Here is a 17,594-nt window from a genome sequence, read left to right on the forward strand (position 1 = left end):
GCTCCTATTTCTTGAGAAATTTGTCAGGCGGGATCGTCACCGTCATTTCCCGCGACTTGGGACTGACGAAATTGGCCAGTGCGAAGACCACGCCATAGACGATGCCGGCGATCACGGCGACGACCGTCAGGAAGCGGAACAGGCTGGGCATCGGGCAAGGTCTCGGGAGAAGGTCCAGACGGGCAAATTAATCAATGAAATCATCCAACATGTTCGCCGTTTCGTGGCAAGAGTCCTCTGGCGAGGCCCCTTCCGGGGTCGTATAGGTGGCCAAAGCGTGCCGCCTTGGGCGGCAGATCGAGCGAGATCCAATCGAGCGAGACATGTCCGACGCCGCGTTGCCGATACCAGCTTCGCCCGAAGCCGACATCCTGTCGGCGCTCGGGACACGCTCGATCGTGCTCGTCGGTATGATGGGGGTGGGTAAATCCACCATCGGCCGTCGCATGGCTCTCAGGCTCAAGTTGCCCTTCGTCGATGCCGACACCGAGATCGAGACCTCGGCCCAGATGAGTATCCCGGAGATCTTCGAGCGCCACGGCGAGCCGTATTTCCGTGATGGCGAGGCGCGGGTGATCGCGCGGCTGCTCGACAGCGGCCCGATGGTGCTGGCGACCGGCGGCGGCGCCTTCATGCGCGAGGAGACGCGCGCGCGCATCGCGGCAAAGGCGGTGTCGATCTGGCTCAAGGCCGACCACGACGTCATCATGCGCCGCGTGCGCCGTCGCGCCGACCGTCCGCTGCTGCGGACCGCCGATCCGGAAGGGACGGTGACGCGCCTGCTCACCGAGCGCGAGCCGGTCTATGGCCATGCCGACCTCACCATCGCCTCGCGCGACGTGCCGCACGACAGAATCGTCGAGGAATGCATCGAGGCGCTGCGCGCCCATCTTTGCGGCGACCGGGCCGCTCCACCATCTGCCGACGTTGCGAGTGCGTTAAGATGACTGCGCCGTTGAAACATTCCGATCCCATCAATGTCGAGGTCGCGCTGGAGAATCGCGCCTACGACATCGTCATCGGCCGCGGCGTGCTCGGCTCGCTCGGCGAGCGCGTGGCGCGTTTGCGTCCCGGCGTGTGCACAGCGATCGTGACGGATCGCAACGTGGCAAAGCACTGGCTCGAGCCGACTGAGGCTTCGCTCGCGGCGAGCGGCATCCCGACCTCGCACATCGTGGTCGAGGAAGGCGAGATCTCCAAGACTTATGCCGGCCTGGAAAAGGTCAGCGAAGCCCTGATCGCCGCCAAGATCGAGCGCAACGATCTCGTCATCGCGCTCGGCGGCGGCGTGGTCGGCGATCTCGCCGGCTTTGCCGCTTCGATCCTGCGCCGCGGCGTCGATTTCGTGCAGGTGCCGACCTCGCTGCTGGCCCAGGTCGATTCATCCGTCGGCGGCAAGACCGGCATCAACTCTCCGCAGGGCAAGAATTTGCTCGGCGCCTTCCACCAGCCGGTGCTGGTCATCGCCGACACCGCCGTGCTCGACACGCTGTCGCCGCGCCAGTTTCGCGCCGGCTATGCCGAGGTCGCCAAATATGGCGTGCTCGGCGACGAGGCCTTCTTCTCCTGGCTGGAAAAGAACCATTCGGACATCGTCAAGGGCGGCGCGGCGCGCGAGCACGCGATCGCGACTTCCTGCCGCGCCAAGGCAGGCGTGGTGTCACGCGACGAGCGCGAGACCGGCGAGCGCGCGCTGCTCAATCTCGGCCACACCTTTGGCCACGCGCTGGAAGCGGCGACCGGCTTTTCCGACCGCTTGTTCCATGGCGAGGGCGTCGCGATCGGCATGACGCTGGCGGCGCAGTTCTCGGCAAAGCTCGGCATGATCGGAGAATCAGATGCCGCACGCATCGAGCGGCATCTGATTGAAGCCGGCCTGCCGACCCGCCTGCAGGATATCGCCGGCTTCGCGCAGGAAGGGCTTGCCGATGCCGACGCGCTGATGGCCCTGATGGCGCAGGACAAGAAGGTCAAGCGCGGCAAGCTCACCTTCATCCTGCTGGAAGCCGTCGGGCGCGCGGTGATCGCGAGGGATGTCGATCCGGTCCCCGTGCGCGACTTCCTCAAGGAGAAGCTTGCGCAGAAGGCTTGATGCGCGGCTGATGATTGCCAAAGCGTTTTGAGCGAAGTGGATACCGGTTCGCGTCAGGAAAACGCGTCAAAAGAAACTTGAGTGGTGCATGGACTGGCTCGGATTCACCATCGTCGTCCTCTGCCTGCTGGTTTCGGCGTTCTTCGCCGCCAGCGAAACGGCGCTGACCGGCGCCTCGCGCGCTAGCATGCTCCGCCTCTCCAAGCAGGGTAATCGCGACGCCGACGTCGTCTCGGACCTGCTCGACATGCGCGAGCGCCTGATCGGGGCGCTGCTGCTCGGCAACAACATCGCCAATATCGGCTCCTCGGCGATCGCGACCGCCATTTTCACGGCCTGGTTCGGCGATGTCGGCGTGCTCTATGCCACCGGCGTGATGACCGCGCTGGTCGTGATCTTCGCGGAAGTGCTGCCCAAGACCATCGCGATCAACGCGCCCGATCGTGTCGCGCTCGCGGTCGCGCGCCCGATGCGGCTCACCATGTACGTGCTGGGTCCGTTGCTGCGCATCGTCGAAGTCATCGTGCGCCTATTGCTGCGCCTGTTCGGCCTCGCCGGCGAGCACCAGGCGATCCTGTCGCCGACCGAGCGTCTGCGCGGCGCGGTCGATCTCTTGCATCACGAGGGCAAGTTCGAAAAGCAGGATCGCGACATGCTCGGCGGTCTCCTGGACTTGCGCGAGCTCCAGGTCTCCGACGTCATGATCCATCGCACCGAGATGATGATGATCAACGCCGACCTGCCCCCGGAAGAGCTGGTGCGCGAGGTGCTGGCGACCGAATACACCCGCATCCCGCTGTGGCGTGAGAAGCCGGAGAACATCATCGGCGTGCTCCACGCCAAGGATCTCTTGCGCGCGATCCGCGCGTCCGACGGCGATACCTCGCGCATCGACGTCTCCACGATCGCGCTGCCGCCCTGGTTCGTGCCGGAGATGCGGCCCGTGTCCGAGCAGCTCAAGGCCTTCCGCCGGCGAAAAACCCATTTCGCGCTTGTTGTCGACGAGTACGGCGAAGTCGAAGGCCTCGTGACGCTGGAAGACATTCTGGAAGAGATCGTCGGCGACATCTCCGACGAGCACGACGTCGTGGTCGCCGGCGTGCGCGCCCAGCCGGATGGCTCGGTCGTGGTCGACGGCTCGGTGCCGATCCGCGACCTCAACCGCGCCATGGACTGGCATCTGCCCGATGAAGAGGCAACGACGGTCGCCGGCCTCGTCATTCACGAGGCGCGCTCGATCCCCGACCGCGGCCAGAGCTTCACCTTCCACGGCTTCCGTTTCCGCGTTCTCCGCCGCGAACGCAACCGCATCACCGCGCTCCGTATTTCGCCGGTGCCGCGCGAGGCGGAGCTGGAAGAGGCCAAGCCGAGACGGGCGGGGACGTCGTTTTAATGGGGCAGTTTGGAGGCTCTGAGGCTTCCACATCGTCATGGCCGGGCTTGACCCGGCCATCCACGTCTTTCCGGTCGCACCAAGAACGTGGATGCCCGGGACAAGCCCGGGCATGACGACCTCGTGTGTTTACGTGCGAAGCCTCCGCGGGAGGCTGAGGCGAAGTTACCCTTCCCCCGGCGCCTTTGCCTGGATCGCCAGTGCGTGGACGCGGCCAGCGAGTTCCGCGGTCAGCGCCGAATTTATCATGCGGTGGCGCTCGACCCGGCTCTTCCCTTTGAAGGCATCAGACACGATATAGACGCGGAAGTGTGTCTCACCGCCGGGCCGATGGCCGGCGTGGCCCTCATGCAAATGTGACTCGTCCACGACTTGCAGGTTTTCCGGGGTGAAAGCTTCCTGCAACTTGTTGCTGATAGTGTCGCGCATAGCCATGTGTGTGCCATTCGGGTGCAGAGATCACGCCCCGTTAATTGCCGGGTTCGCAGCTAATTGCAATGTCAAGACTTGAAGGTTTTTGCATTGCGTAGTCAAAGTCAGCCATGCCGATCGATTCATCAAAATTCTTCGACTCCATCCGGGTCAAGCCGCGGGGCAAGCAGCCGGAAGTGAAGCCGCGCGACGCCGCCGTCGGCTGCGAGTGGGCCGGATGCCAGAACAAGGGCGCGCATCGCGCCCCGAAGGGCCGTGAGAACCAGCGCGAGTACTGGCACTTCTGCCTGAACCATGTGCGCGAGTACAACCAGAACTACAATTTCTTCTCCGGCATGAACGCCGACGCCGTCGCGCGCTACCAGAAGGATGCGCTGACCGGTCACCGCCCGACCTGGAAGATGGGCGCCAATGGCGGCAAGAAGGGTGCGGAAGCCGAGATCGATATGGCGTCCGATCCGTTCAGCATGTTCTCCGAGATCAACGGCCGCGCCAGCTGGCGCAAGGGCCCCGAAGCCGCGCCCCAGGCCGAGACGCGCAAGGTGATGAACGCCGAGCGCAAGGCGCTCCAGGTCATGGGCCTCGGCCCCAGCGCCACGCTGGCCGACGTCAAGACCAAGTACAAGGCGCTGGTGAAGCAGCACCACCCCGACGCCAATGGCGGCGACCGCTCCACCGAAGACCGCCTGATCGAGATCATCAAGGCGTATAATTATCTGAAGACGGTGGTGCGCGAGGCCTAAGGCTACGCCTCCGGGAAGGACAATTCGCAAACCAGTCCTTCCGGCCTCCACTGCCGGGTAATCCGTCCCTGCAAGGTCCGGATGATACCGTCGACGGCGCCGATCCCGAAGCCTTTGCGCGTCGGCTCCTTGACCTCCGGACCGCCGTGCTCCGACCAGCGCAGCACGAGAGGCTCTGCGCCTCCCGTCTCCCAGCGGATCTCCAGCCTGCCCGAGGGCGTCGACAGTGCTCCGTATTTGGCGGCGTTGGTCGCAAGCTCGTGCACGGCGACTGCGATCGATTGGGCGAGCGTTGCCGGCAGGCGGATGTCCTCTCCAGCGATGCGGATGCGTTCGCCGTCTCCGCTTCCGTATGGCCGGAGTTCCTCTTCGACGATGGTCTTCAGACTCGCGCCGGTCCAGCGCGATGCCGAGAACAGCCTCTGCACGTTCGCCAGCGCGCTTAGCCGACCCTGAAACGCGGCCTGGAATTCTGCCGCGGTCTCGGCCTTCGTCAGCCGCAACATCGCCTGGGTCACGGCGAGCAGATTGTTCGAACGATGATCGACCTCGTAGGCGAGGAGCATCATCCGCTGCTCCGCCTGCTTGCGTGCCGTGATGTCGACCAGCATGTTCACCGCGCCAACCAGTCGGCCGTGCTCGTCGCGCAGCGGTGTCGGATATGGCACGAAACAGATCCGGGAGCCGTCCGGCCGTTCGGCAACGGCCTCGACATCGCGCACGGGGCGGTTCTGCTTGAGCGCGACGGCCATCGGACACTCATCGTGGAGAAGCGGAGTGCCGTCGGGGAGAAAAAGCTTCCAGGTCACGCACCACATCTCGCCGATCTCGGGCGTGCGTCCGGCAAAATCGATGCAGGCCTGATTGAAGAAGGTGATGCGGCCCTTTGCGTCGGTCGTGTAGATCGCGGTGGGCAGTGCCTCGAGCAAGTCCCGGAATCGCCTTTCAGAATCCGTCCCGGCAGCACTCCTGCTCATTGCCTGCCTGGCGATCTCGCCGATCCTGGCCTCGTCCGAATGTCCAAACAAGTCCAGCATTGCATTCCTCTACGGGGCCAGATCAGCTAATCCGCCCGGCCCACGTATGTTCCCAAGTGATGCCTGGAATCTCTTCGATGGGGTTTTTGAAGAACGAAGGGCATCACGCCGAGACCCGCAATTGATCTCCAGGCTGTGGCGCAGTTGCCGATGGGTCGGCGCTTGACGCGCGACCCACCGGTCCGTCCAGGCGGCTTCAATCTTTCGGCATTGGTCCGACGTAGGATGAACTCGGCCGGATCAGCCGTCCGGTGCGCTGCTGCTCGCGCGCATGCGCGGTCCAGCCTGCGCTGCGCGCCACCGCGAAGATCGGTGTGAAGGCCTGGCGTGGAATAGCGAGCGCGTCGAGCAGGATCGCGGTGAAGAACTCCACATTGGTCTCCAGCGGCCGCTCCGGATTCTTCTTGCGCAGTGCGCTGCGGATATAGGCCTCGACCTCGCCGGCGAAGGGCAGGTCGGCGCCGTTCGACGCCAGTGCCTCGACCGCGGTCTTGAGCACGTCTGCGCGTGGATCGCGCACGCGATAGACGCGGTGGCCGAAACCCATCATACGTTCGCCACGCGCGAGCGCAGCGTCGACCCATGGCTGGATGCGCTCGCGCGAGCCGATCGCGTCCAACATTTCCAGCACCGGCTCCGGCGCGCCGCCATGCAGCGGACCCGTGAGCGCGCAATAGCCTGCGGTCACCGCGGCGAACAGATCGGCTTGTGTCGAGGCCACCACCCGCGCGGTGAAGGTCGAGGCATTCATGCCGTGGTCGCTGGCGGTGACGAGATAGGCGTCGAGCGCGGTGACTTCGCGCGCGGCGGGCGCGCGTCCGTGCAACATGCGCAGCGTGTCTGCGGCGTGACTCAGCGTTGGATCGGGCGCGACCGGCTCGAGCCCCTTGGCGCGGCGCACCAGCGCGCCCGCAATCACCGGAAACGCGCCGACGATCGTGGCTTCATGCTCGAGGCCGTGTTCGGCGCGAAGTCCGGCGACGGCCGCACGAAACCCGTCGATGACCCCCATGCCGCGTGTCGCCGGCAAGAGGTCCGGCAGGCGCGCGAAGGCGCGCTCGCGCCCCGCGCCCAGGCTCGCCCGCACGTTGGCTTCGCTCAAGGTCGTCTTGCTGGCGCCGTTCCAGAGCCGGGCGGTGACGCCCTCGAAGCTCGACTGGCTCGCCAGCCGGCCGACATGTTCCCCGGCAATGATCAGCTCGCCGCGCTCGCCATCGACATGGCTCAGCACGGTCTCGGCCGCGGGAACGCCGTCTAGCCCGATCTGGCTCTTGGTGAGGTGGATGTTCATGGCCCAAATCTCCTGTTCAGGGAGAACATAAGGTCGGGCCTCTCGACGCGTTGATCAATCTTGATTATATCAATCAATATGAAAAGTTCTGATGGGCTCTATTTGTCTGCCCGAGAGGCCGCGGCCGAGCTCGCGATCTCGCCGGCCACGCTCTACGCCTATGTCAGCCGCGGCCTGATCCGCTCCGAGCCGACGCCGGACTCGCGGAAGAACCGCTACCGGGCCGAGGACGTCCGGGCGCTGAAAGAGCGCCGGGTGCCGTCGCCGGAGCCGCGGGGCTTGCGCAGCTTCGACGCCGACCTGCCGGTCATGGACACGGAGATCTCGACCATCACGGAAGAGGGCGCGATCTATCGCGGCGTCAATTGCGTCGATCTTTCCGAGAACGACACGCTGGAGCACACGGCGACGCTGCTCTGGGATGTCTCCGACGTCGATCCTTTCGGCCCCGATAACCAGCCTGAGTTCTCCGAGGAGATGCGCGCGATCGCGCAAGTCGCACGCCGGGCGGCGCCGATCGACCGCGCCATCGCCGTGCTCGCGCTCGCCGCCAGCGCCGATCCCCGCGCCTTCACCCGGGCGCCCGACGGCCGCGCCATGGTCGGTGGCCGCATCGTCCGTCTGCTGGTTGCGACCATGCTCAATGCCGAGCCGTCGCCCTCACCGTTGCATCAACAGATCGCGGCGGCCTGGGCCGCGGACAACCAGCACGCACCCGACCTGATCCGCCGCGCGCTGGTGCTGCTCGCCGATCACGAATTGAACGCCTCGACTTTCACCGCGCGCTGCGCGGCCTCGACCGGTCTCAACCTGTACGACGCCGTCATCGCCGGCCTTGCCGCACTGAAGGGCCCGAAGCATGGCGGCGCCGGCGTGCTGGCCTCGCAGCTCGTGAAGACATTGATCGACCGTGACGTCGCCCCTGTTGTGCGCGAGCGCGTCGCGCTCGGCGAGCGCTTTGCCGGCTTCGGCCACGGCGTCTACAAGCGCGGCGATCCCCGCGCGCAATCCCTGCTCAACGCGCTCTCGCGCGCCGGCGCGCCGCGGAAATTCACCCGCGAAGTGCCCGAGCGCATCGCGGAAGCCACCGGCGAATTCGTCAACATCGATTATGCCCTCGCCGTCCTCGTGCACGCGCTGCGCCTGCCTGCGGGCAGCGAGCTCGCCTTGTTCGCGATGGCCCGCAGCGTCGGCTGGATCGCCCATGCCAGCGAGCAATTGCAGTTCGGGAAGTTGATCCGGCCAAGGGCCAGGTATGTGGGGCCGGCGCCGGGAAGGCGGGCCGGTTAGGATCTCTGCTAGGCCGTGTTATTCCGCTGTCGTCCCTGCGAACGCGGGACCCATAACCCCAGGGAGCAGTTTGGCGACGACTGGTTGTTCGGTACTCCCGCCGGTCGCAATTGGTAGATCACGCGGTATGGGTCCCTGCGTTCGCAGGGACGACGCCTTTGGTGTGGCGGCAGCCTAACCCCGTGGCTTGGTCGTTGCGATGAAGCCGTTCTGCCGCCGGCGATAGATCCACACCGTCACCCCCAGCACGATCGCGACCCCAACCACCGTCAAGATCCAGATGTGCTTGCCGACATGGCCGTGATGATGCAGCCCGGCATATTCGTGCAAGGCCGACACCGCCAGCACGCCCGGCAGCACATGGGCGGGGGCCCAGACCAGGATCGCCGGGATGTTCACCGCGTAGAATTTTGCGGGCGCCATTCCCAGCGCGCCCGCTGTCACCGGCACGAAGGCGCGGATCGGCGGCACGAAGCGGGCGAAGAACACGGCCCAGGTGCCGAAGCGGTGGAAGAAGCTCTCGCTCTCGGCGACCACGCGCGGATAATTGGTCAGCGGCCAGGTGTTGAGGATCTCGCGTTGCTGCCGGTGTCCGATCCAATAAGCCGAGCCGTCGCCCAGCAAGGCACCCGCGGCGGCGGCGAGCAGCACCCACGGCAGCATCAGCTCGCCGCCCGGAATCAGCGCGCTGAGCGCCAGGATGATGGTCGAGCCGGGAATCACCGATCCCACCACCGGGACGGCCTCAAGCAGCGCTGCCAGGAACAGGGTCAGATAGGCCAGCCACGGATGGGCCGAAACGAAGGATATGAGGGGATCGAGAAAGGACGTCACATCGTCTCTGGCGGGCTGGAGCACGGGGGCTTTGGACCCTACATAAGTAACTGCATACGGCCAAAGTGCCATTCGCACGGAACGGGCGTGATCCGCCCGAATTTGGGCGTGATTCGCAAGGCAGCCCTCCAAAAACTGCGTTCCTTGCCTATCTAAATGAAAAGACAACGGAACTTTGATCGGAGGGCGGGCTTCTGCCAGCCACTTGTCTCTGATAGGTTGAGTTTCAGCACCCAGCCGCAGCCAACGTGCGAATAACCGGTTTCGGGACCGCCCGGGACCTCGGAGGATTGATGACGACCGCCGCCCTGTCCAAAGTTGAGGAAGTTTCCGGTCTGCCCGACATGAAGGTGTCGGTGCGCCAGGTGTTCGGGATCGACAGCGATCTCGAAGTCCCCGCCTATTCCGAAGTCGATCCTCACGTGCCCGAAGTCGATTCCGACTACCGCTTCGACCGCGCCACCACGCTCGCCATTCTCGCCGGCTTCGCCCGCAATCGCCGCGTGATGGTGACCGGCTATCACGGCACCGGCAAATCCACCCATATCGAGCAGGTCGCGGCACGCCTGAACTGGCCCTGCGTACGCGTCAACCTCGACAGCCACATCAGCCGTATCGACCTCGTCGGCAAGGACTCCATCGTGGTCCGTGACGGCAAGCAGGTCACCGAATTCCGCGACGGCATCCTGCCCTGGGCTCTGCAGCACAACGTCGCGCTGGTGTTCGACGAATACGACGCCGGCCGCCCGGACGTGATGTTCGTGATCCAGCGCGTGCTCGAAGTCTCCGGACGCCTGACGCTCTTGGACCAGAACAAGGTGATCAAGCCGCATCCGGCGTTCCGCCTGTTCGCCACGGCGAATACGGTCGGCCTCGGCGACACATCGGGCCTCTATCACGGCACCCAGCAGATCAACCAGGGCCAGATGGACCGCTGGTCGATCGTCACCACGCTGAACTATCTCAGCCATGACGAGGAAGTGGAGATCGTGCTGGCCAAGGCCAAGCACTATCGCACCAGCGAAGGCCGCGACATCGTCAACAAGATGGTGCGCCTTGCCGATCTCACCCGCAACGCCTTCGCCAACGGCGACCTGTCGACGGTGATGAGCCCGCGCACGGTGATCACCTGGGCGGAAAACGCCGACATCTTCGGCGATATCGGCTTCGCCTTCCGCGTCACCTTCCTCAACAAGTGCGACGAGCTCGAGCGTCCCCTGGTCGCCGAGTTCTACCAGCGCTGCTTCAACGCGGAGCTGCCGGAATCGGCGGTCAACGTGGCGCTCAGCTGAGGTGTGGGATGTCGTCCCGGACAAGCGCAGCTCTTGGCAACGCGAAGCGTTGTCGAGAGCGAAGCGCAGATCCGGGACCCATAACCACAGGCCGTGGTTTTGCGAAGATCGGGCCATCAGTGTGCTCACTAACTGCTCCCTGTGGCTATGGGTCCCCGCGTTCGCGGGGACGACGGTGAGATCGAGATGAGCACCACCTCCAACTCCAAATTCCGCAGCAACAAGGAAGCGCCGACCGAGCCGTTCAAGCGCTCGGTCGCCTCCTGCCTGAAGGCGATCGCCAAGACGCCGGAGCTTGACGTCTCCTTCGCGGCCGAGCGGCCGGGCCTCGCGCCCGGCAAAGCCCGCTTGCCCGAGCCCGCGCGAAAAATGACCAAGCGCGATGCGGCGATCGTGCGCGGCCACGCCGATTCCATCGCGCTCAAGCTCGCCTGTCATGATGCCAAGCTGCATCGCAAGCTGATGCCGGGCAATCCGCAGGCGCGCGGGGTGTTCGAGGCGGTGGAGCAGGCGCGGGTCGAGGCGATCGGCGCGCGCCGCATGGCGGGCGTTGCGAAGAACCTCACCGCGATGCTCGACGACCATTTCCATCGCGGCAAGTTCGACGAGATCACCGACCGCGCCGATGCGCCGCTGGCGGACGCGCTGGCGATGCTGGTGCGCGAGCGCCTGACCGGCATGGCGCCGCCGACGGCTGCGAAGAAGATGGTCGACCTCTGGCGTCCGATTCTCGAAGACAAGATCGGCAAGCGGCTCGACCGCCTCGATGGCCTGGTCGAGGACCAGACCCGGTTCGGCGATGCCGTGCACGACCTCTTGACCGCGCTCGAGCTCGGCGACGAGCGCAACGCCGACAGCGAGGACGATGACGATAACGACGAGAACCAGGACGGCGACAACGACCAGTCCGGCGCCGAGGGGTCGCCCGATTCCGACGCCGCGCAGGAGATGAGCGCCGACCAGGCGCAGGCGTCGAGCGAAGAGATGAGCGAGAGCGCGATGGAAAGCGCGCAGGCCTCGACCTCCGACACCTTCGACGACGGCGAGCTCGGCGACGACGAGACGCCGGGCGAGGCGACCCGTCCGAACCAGCATGGCAAGAACGAGCCGCGCGGACCGGAATATCACGCCTTCGCGCCGAAATTCGACGAGATCATCGCCGCCGAGGATCTCTGCGACCATGACGAGCTGGAACGCCTGCGCGCCTATCTCGACAAGCAGCTCGCGCATCTGCAGGGCATCGTCGCCCGCCTCGCGAACCGCCTGCAGCGCCGCCTGATGGCGCAGCAGAACCGCGCCTGGGAGTTCGATCTCGAAGAGGGCATCCTGGACCCTGCGCGCCTGTCGCGCGTCGTCACCGATCCCTATCACCCGCTGTCCTTCATGCACGAGAAGGAGGCGACGTTCCGCGACACCGTGGTGACGCTGCTGCTCGACAATTCCGGCTCGATGCGCGGCCGGCCCATCACGGTCGCCGCGACCTGCGCCGACATCCTGGCGCGCACGCTGGAGCGGTGCGGCGTCAAGGTCGAGATCCTCGGCTTCACCACGCGCGCCTGGAAGGGCGGGCAATCGCGCGAGGCGTGGCTTGCCGCCGGCAAGCCGGCCAATCCGGGCCGCCTCAACGATCTCCGCCACATCATCTACAAGTCGGCGGATGCCCCCTGGCGTCGTGCGCGAAAGAATCTCGGCCTGATGATGCGTGAGGGGCTGCTGAAGGAGAACATCGACGGCGAGGCGCTGGACTGGGCGCACAAGCGTCTGCTCGGCCGGCCCGAGCAGCGCAAGATCCTGATGATGATCTCGGACGGCGCGCCGGTCGACGATTCCACGCTGTCGGTCAATCCCGGCAATTATCTCGAGCGGCACCTGCGCCACATCATCGAGGAGATCGAGACCCGCTCGCCGGTCGAGCTGATCGCGATCGGCATCGGCCATGACGTGACGCGCTATTACCGCCGCGCGGTGACGATCGTGGACGCCGAAGAGCTCGGCGGCGCCATCACCGAGAAGCTCGCCGAGCTGTTCAGCGAGACCAACACGGCGCCCACGCAAGCACCCGCTCGCCCGCGACGCAAATTGCATTCGTGAGCACGCATCAATCCCGCCGCAGCATTCTCGGCTTTGCAGCAGCGGGATTCTCCACTTTCGCAGCCTCCCGCATCGCGCTGGCGCAAGCCGCGAGCGAGCCGCCGCCGCGCGCGCTTCAAGTCGAGCGTGCCGTCACAGGGCCCGTCAGCATCGAGGTCAATGCGCGCGCCATTCCCCATTTCGAGCCGCGTGACCGTGCGCGCACGCGCTTCGGCTCGCTCGACTATCGCAGCGGCCTGGTGCTGACCTCGCCCTATCGTGGCTTCGGCGGATTGTCCGCCATCCGGGTGGACGCCAAGGGCGAGCGCTTCCTCGCGGTCTCCGACCAGGGCGGCTGGTTCACCGGGACCATCCGCTACGCCAATGGCAAGATGGTTGGACTCGACGACGTCGAGGCCGCGCCGCTGCTCGGCGCCGAGGGCCGGCCGATCACGGAAAAGCGGCTGTGGTGGGATTCGGAATCGATCGCGCGCGACGGCAATATCGTCTATGTCGGGCTCGAACGCGTCAACCAGATCCTGCGCTATGATTTTTCCAAGGGCGGCACACGCGCCCGCGGCGAGGTGGTGCCGGTGCCGGCGGGCGTGCGCAGACTGCCCTCCAACAAGGGGCTGGAGGCGTTGGTCGTCGTGCCCAGGGACATGCAGAAGGCCCAGCCGCTCGCGGGCACCCTGATCGCCTTTTCCGAGCGCGGGCTCGACGCGGACGGCAATCTCACAGCCTTCCTGATCGGCGGCCCCACGCCCGGCCAGTTCAGCGTGCGCCGCACCGAGAAATACGACATCAGCGACGCCGTGCTGCTGCCGTCCGGCGAGCTTCTGATCCTCGAGCGCAAATTCTCCTGGTTCACCGGCGTCAACATCCGCATCCGGTCGATTCCGCTGAAGTCGATCGCGCCGGGCGTGCTGGTCGACGGCCCCGCGCTGTTCGTCGCCGATCTCGGCCACGAGATCGACAACATGGAAGGCATCGACGCCCACGTCACGCCCGAGGGCGAGACCGTCCTGACGCTGATCTCCGACGACAATTTCTCGATGCTGCAGCGGACCCTGCTGCTGCAATTCACGCTGGCGGAATAGCCACCGCCGTCGTCCCGGATCTGCGCTGACGCTTGTCCGGGACGACAGCGGAATGCGTGGCGTCATCTCGCGACCAAATGATTGCCGAAATGCACGCTGAGGCGACCCGCCATTCCCCCGTGCGCCTAGCAATCCGCCGTCCCCTCACTACACTCCCCCCATTGCCTTCTCATTCCCCGGAACTCCCCCGCATGTCCGTCCTGTTTTCCCCGATCAAGCTGCGCGGCCTGACGCTGAAGAACCGCATCGTGGTGTCGCCGATGTGCCAATATTCGGCCGATGACGGCGTCGCCACCGACTGGCACTTCACCCACATCAACAATCTCAGCCTGTCGGGCGCTGCGATGTTCTGCATCGAGGCGACCCATGTCGAGGCGATCGGCCGCATCACGCCGGGCTGTCTCGGGCTCTACAGCGATGCCTGCGAGGCCGCGCTGCATCAGATCCTCACCTCGGTGCGCAAGCATTCCTCCACCGCGGTCGCGATGCAGCTCGCCCATGCCGGCCGCAAGGCGAGCAGCGCGCGGCCCTGGGACGGCGGCCAGCTGATTCCGGCGGAGCAGGGCGGCTGGCAGACGGTGGCCCCAAGCGCCGTGCCACACAAGGAGAGCGAGGCCGCCCCGCTGGCGCTCGATGCCGCGGGCCTCAAGCGCATCCGCGAGGCCTTCGTCGACAGCGCCAAACGCGCCGCGCGTCTCGGCATCGACGCCATCGAGGTTCATGGTGCGCACGGCTATCTCCTGCATCAGTTCCTGTCGCCGATCTCGAACCGGCGCACCGACGAGTACGGCGGCAGCCTGGAGAACCGCATGCGTTTCCCGCTGGAGGTGTTCGACGCGGTGCGCGCCGCCTTCCCGCACGACAGGCCGGTTGGCATGCGGGTGTCGTCGACCGACTGGGTCGAGGGCGGCTGGGATATTTCGCAGACCATCGCATTCGCCAAAGCGCTGAAGGCGCGCGGCGTCGACTGGATCGATGCCTCCTCCGGCGGCGTCTCGCCGCTGCAGAAAATCCCGCTCGGCCCCGGCTATCAAGTGCAGTTCGCAGATAGCATCCGCCGCGAGACCGGCCTGCCCACCATCGCCGTAGGCCTGATCACGGAAGCCAGGCAGGCCGAGGAGATCGTCGCATCCGGCAAGGCCGACATGGTCGCGCTCGCCCGCGGCATGCTCTACGATCCGCGCTGGGCCTGGCACGCCGCCGCCGAGCTCGGCGGCGAGGTCGAAGCCCCGCCGCAATATTGGCGCTCGCAGCCCTCGACGCAAAAGGCGCTGTTCGGCAAGACCAATTTCGGGGCGAGGTAGGGTGCGCCGCTGCAGCTGAGGCGCGGTAGCGTCGCCAAATCAATAGTGTCGTCCCGGACAAGCGCCAGCGCAGATCCGGGACCCATACCGCGTGATCTCTCGATTGCGCGGGGTGTGCGTCGACAAATAACCGGGAGTCTTCGTCAAACCTCTCCCTGTGGATATCGCGACGAGCGCAAGCGCTCGCACGGGGATCCCGGATCGGCGCGCGCCTAAGGGCGTGCTTGTCCGGGACGACAGCGGACTATGTGGACGCGCTTTCGCCTCTCACTTCCCCGCATCCGTAAATCTCCCCAGCTTCCACACTCCCCAAATCTGGCCTAACCTTCGGCCCAGTCGAGGCAACGGAGGCCCGCCCATGCGTTATCCTGTTCGCAAAACCGCTCACGTCTTCGAGCGCGTGGGCCTTGCGATGGCTGGCGCGGCGTGCGGCCTGTTCATCGGCGCCTTTGTGGGATCGGCGATCCCGCAGCTCACCACGCAGGGTTTTCTGCTGCTGATGATGCTGCTCGGCGGCATCGGCTTCTATCTCGGCATCGACACGCCGCAGATGCCGTTCGACGACGCCCACAGCCACATCGACGCGGCGGAATTCCTCAGTTCCGCCGGCACGCTGTTCGCCACCGGCACCGCCTTCGTCTCCGTCGCCGTCATCGTGCTCCGCCTCGATCCGCACATGGCCTGGACCTGGCTCGTCTTCATCGGCTGGCTCGCCGGCGTCGCCATGCAGATCATCGCGGGTGCAAAGGCGAGAATGCGGAAGTAGTAGGGGAATTGTTGGAGAACAATCGAGGGGAATCCCTCTGCGGAGACACCCTCTCCCCAGCCCTCCCCCGCAAGCGGGGGAGGGAGCGCACACCAGCGCAGCGGAGCTTGTGACTCAAGCGCTCCCTAAAACACCACGCCCACCCGCGTGCCGCGCTTCCAGGCGATGCGGCAGCGCTTCTTGGTGTTGACGTGCAGCAGCTCGAAGCGATCGGGGATTTTCACCTGGCCGCCGAGATCGACGCAGGCCCCGCCGGGCGAATAGTCGATCAGCGTGCAGGGGATCACCGGCGCGCGCGGGTCGGTGATGATCTTGGCCTGGCGCGACACCAGCCCTGCCGGTTTCACGCGGGCATATTTGCGCGGGTACATTGGCACTCTCCTCCAATTCCGCAGGAATAGCGGCGGGTGGTTTGCCCCGATGATGCGGAGGAGATGATGCGATCCCGCTAAGGCGGGCCGGAGAATTTTAACGAAAAGTAGCAGCAAAGGAAGAAAGCGGCGGTAGCGGGGTCTTACCCTCCCCCTCCAGGGGAGGGTGGCACCGTCTCTGCCTCCGCCTCATGCGGCCCCACCGGCATCGGCACCGTCACAAAATCCTTCGGCAAATTCACCGGCCGGTAATCCGGCTCCACCGCCATCCGCTTCACCACGCTCTCATGCACACACGCGCCTTCGGGGATGGGGCGCGGCTCGCAATCGGGGATGTAGAAGCCGAACAATACCTTCCGCTCCGGCCATTCCCGGTACGTCGCGCTCTTCGGCAAGAACTCCAGCAGCCGCCAGCCCGCCGTCATGGAATCGTGCAGCACGCCGGTCTTGCCCGTAAAGGCCGGCGCGACATATTGAAACGGCGAGTTCTTGCGCGGGATACCCCAGGCGAGCTGCTTGATGGTCGCCGGGTTGAAGTTCAGCCCCGCCTTCTCCGCCTCCGCGATCATCCACAGCAGCGGATATTTCGACTCGCCGCTCTCGGCTTCCGGATAGCCGCCGCCGACGTCGCTGTGCACGCCGGCGAACCACACCTGCAGGATGTCCTGCGGCACCTTCTTCTCATCAGGAACGTAGCGGTTGCTCCAGAATTCCTGCGGCTGTTCGTACTTCTTGAGGCGGAACATGCAGCGCCGCTCGTCGATCGCGATCGCCTGCCGGAAGATCCTGACGCTGGGGTTGCGCAGCGTGAAGGCGAGCTCCTCCAGGCTCGGCCAGAACAGGCGGTCGGCGCGCGGCACGATCACGCTCGCCACACTGTCCCACACCCCGATGAAGTGGATGGTCGGCCAGCGCGTCGAGGTGATGCGCGCAAACTGCGCGGCGAGGTCGAACTGGTCCTTCGGCAGCGGCCCCTGGTCGTCGAAGGCGACGCCCGTGAGATCCTCGATATCGTTGCCGCGCCCGGTGCCGGAATATTGCTTGTAGGCGACGAGGCCCGAGCCAGCGAGGTTCGCTTGCTCCGGCCTGATCAGGCCGATCTTGTGGATCAGCCCCGCCAGCACGCGAACCGTGTAAGCCCCGCGCGAAAAGCCGAACAGATAGATGCGGTCGCCCGGCGCATAATGCTCGACCAGGAAGCAATAGGCCGAGAGCACGTTGTCATCGAGCCCGTAGCCGGTGGCGAGCCCCAGCACCAGATTGATATTGGCCTTGAGCCGGTGCCACGTCGTCGGCTCCGTCACCGTGCCGACCCCGGGATCGTAAAACACCATCTGCCGCGGCTGTGTCTTCTCGGTCTTGCGCAGGCAGCGATAGAGCTTCAGGACGTTGGAGATGTTCTCGCTGATCTCGTTGCCGGTGCCGTCACAGCAGATGACGAGGTTTTTGGGGGAGGTGGTGGTGTGCGCGGGGTCCATGGGATGCGCCTCCGGGTGATGCTACCGGGGCGAGTATAGCGGAATTTCGGGAAGAGACCGTGACGATCGAAGCGGCTCGGCAGGATTTATGCCGGAATTCT

Annotated in this window: 17 protein-coding genes; 10 read left to right on the forward strand and 7 right to left on the reverse strand. The window is 65.5% G+C overall.

Translation table 11 applies throughout. The features are described 5' to 3' along the window. Nucleotides 1–4: 4 nt before the first annotated feature. The gene (locus XH84_RS35925) at nt 5–151 is read right to left on the reverse strand and encodes a hypothetical protein (protein WP_014439243.1); all 147 of its coding nucleotides are present in this window, start codon (nt 149–151) and stop codon (nt 5–7) included. A 172-nt stretch (nt 152–323) separates the two neighbouring features. Between XH84_RS35925 and XH84_RS35930 the strand changes: the two genes are divergently transcribed. The 3 genes from XH84_RS35930 (at nt 324) to XH84_RS35940 (ending at nt 3,485) form a co-directional block, all read left to right on the forward strand. Next, the gene (locus XH84_RS35930; RefSeq protein WP_128919123.1) at nt 324–947 is read left to right on the forward strand and encodes a shikimate kinase; all 624 of its coding nucleotides are present in this window, start codon (nt 324–326) and stop codon (nt 945–947) included. Continuing rightward, on the forward strand, nt 944–2,092 hold the full coding sequence (gene aroB, locus XH84_RS35935; RefSeq protein WP_128919124.1) for a 3-dehydroquinate synthase: 1,149 nt from the start codon (nt 944–946) through the stop codon (nt 2,090–2,092). Before XH84_RS35930 ends, aroB begins: the two co-directional genes overlap by 4 nt. An 88-nt stretch (nt 2,093–2,180) precedes the next feature. After that, nucleotides 2,181–3,485: an HlyC/CorC family transporter gene (locus XH84_RS35940; protein WP_128919125.1), complete on the forward strand. Its 1,305-nt coding sequence runs from the start codon at nt 2,181–2,183 to the stop codon at nt 3,483–3,485. 165 nt (nt 3,486–3,650) lie between these two features. Here the strand turns inward: XH84_RS35940 and XH84_RS35945 are convergent, their stop codons facing one another. After that, nucleotides 3,651–3,920, reverse strand: coding sequence for a BolA family protein (locus tag XH84_RS35945; protein ID WP_128919126.1), 270 nt, complete (start codon nt 3,918–3,920; stop codon nt 3,651–3,653). Between the two features lie 107 nt (nt 3,921–4,027). Between XH84_RS35945 and XH84_RS35950 the strand changes: the two genes are divergently transcribed. Beyond that, complete coding sequence (locus XH84_RS35950; RefSeq protein WP_128919127.1) at nt 4,028–4,660, forward strand: J domain-containing protein; 633 nt, start codon at nt 4,028–4,030, stop codon at nt 4,658–4,660. 2 nt (nt 4,661–4,662) lie between these two features. Here the strand turns inward: XH84_RS35950 and XH84_RS35955 are convergent, their stop codons facing one another. Together XH84_RS35955 and XH84_RS35960 are read right to left on the reverse strand one after the other, a co-directional pair. Then, nucleotides 4,663–5,697, reverse strand: a complete 1,035-nt coding sequence (locus tag XH84_RS35955; protein ID WP_128919128.1) for a sensor histidine kinase — start codon at nt 5,695–5,697, stop codon at nt 4,663–4,665. 196 nt (nt 5,698–5,893) lie between these two features. Next, nucleotides 5,894–6,988: a citrate synthase/methylcitrate synthase gene (locus XH84_RS35960; RefSeq protein ID WP_128919129.1), complete on the reverse strand. Its 1,095-nt coding sequence runs from the start codon at nt 6,986–6,988 to the stop codon at nt 5,894–5,896. 78 nt (nt 6,989–7,066) lie between these two features. Between XH84_RS35960 and XH84_RS35965 the strand changes: the two genes are divergently transcribed. Next, entirely contained in the window at nt 7,067–8,278 is a 1,212-nt protein-coding gene (locus XH84_RS35965; protein ID WP_128919130.1) for a citrate/2-methylcitrate synthase, read from the forward strand. Between the two features lie 174 nt (nt 8,279–8,452). Here the strand turns inward: XH84_RS35965 and XH84_RS35975 are convergent, their stop codons facing one another. Then, nucleotides 8,453–9,112 (reverse strand): DedA family protein, encoded by a 660-nt coding sequence (locus XH84_RS35975; protein ID WP_128919132.1) that lies wholly within the window; start codon nt 9,110–9,112, stop codon nt 8,453–8,455. A 293-nt stretch (nt 9,113–9,405) separates the two neighbouring features. On the opposite strand from XH84_RS35975, the gene cobS reads away from it, so the two are divergent. From cobS to XH84_RS36000, 5 genes are all read left to right on the forward strand, one after another. Continuing rightward, nucleotides 9,406–10,404 (forward strand): cobaltochelatase subunit CobS, encoded by a 999-nt coding sequence (gene cobS, locus XH84_RS35980; protein ID WP_128919133.1) that lies wholly within the window; start codon nt 9,406–9,408, stop codon nt 10,402–10,404. 186 nt (nt 10,405–10,590) lie between these two features. Further along, complete coding sequence (gene cobT, locus XH84_RS35985) at nt 10,591–12,495, forward strand: cobaltochelatase subunit CobT (RefSeq protein ID WP_128919134.1); 1,905 nt, start codon at nt 10,591–10,593, stop codon at nt 12,493–12,495. Further along, complete coding sequence (locus tag XH84_RS35990; protein WP_128919135.1) at nt 12,492–13,574, forward strand: esterase-like activity of phytase family protein; 1,083 nt, start codon at nt 12,492–12,494, stop codon at nt 13,572–13,574. The genes cobT and XH84_RS35990 overlap by 4 nt, the downstream gene beginning before the upstream one ends. A gap of 191 nt (nt 13,575–13,765) precedes the next feature. Beyond that, complete coding sequence (locus XH84_RS35995; RefSeq protein ID WP_128919136.1) at nt 13,766–14,878, forward strand: NADH:flavin oxidoreductase/NADH oxidase; 1,113 nt, start codon at nt 13,766–13,768, stop codon at nt 14,876–14,878. Between the two features lie 358 nt (nt 14,879–15,236). Further along, a complete protein-coding gene (locus XH84_RS36000) occupies nt 15,237–15,644 on the forward strand; it encodes a hypothetical protein (protein WP_128919137.1) in 408 nt (135 codons plus the stop codon). A 125-nt stretch (nt 15,645–15,769) separates the two neighbouring features. Here the strand turns inward: XH84_RS36000 and XH84_RS36005 are convergent, their stop codons facing one another. Together XH84_RS36005 and XH84_RS36010 are read right to left on the reverse strand one after the other, a co-directional pair. Further along, nucleotides 15,770–16,015, reverse strand: a complete 246-nt coding sequence (locus tag XH84_RS36005; protein ID WP_164936216.1) for a PilZ domain-containing protein — start codon at nt 16,013–16,015, stop codon at nt 15,770–15,772. Between the two features lie 143 nt (nt 16,016–16,158). After that, on the reverse strand, nt 16,159–17,493 hold the full coding sequence (locus tag XH84_RS36010; protein WP_128919139.1) for a T6SS phospholipase effector Tle1-like catalytic domain-containing protein: 1,335 nt from the start codon (nt 17,491–17,493) through the stop codon (nt 16,159–16,161). Nucleotides 17,494–17,594 lie beyond the last annotated feature (101 nt).

This window comes from Bradyrhizobium nanningense, from assembly GCF_004114535.1.
In the GTDB taxonomy this organism is placed as follows: domain Bacteria; phylum Pseudomonadota; class Alphaproteobacteria; order Rhizobiales; family Xanthobacteraceae; genus Bradyrhizobium; species Bradyrhizobium nanningense.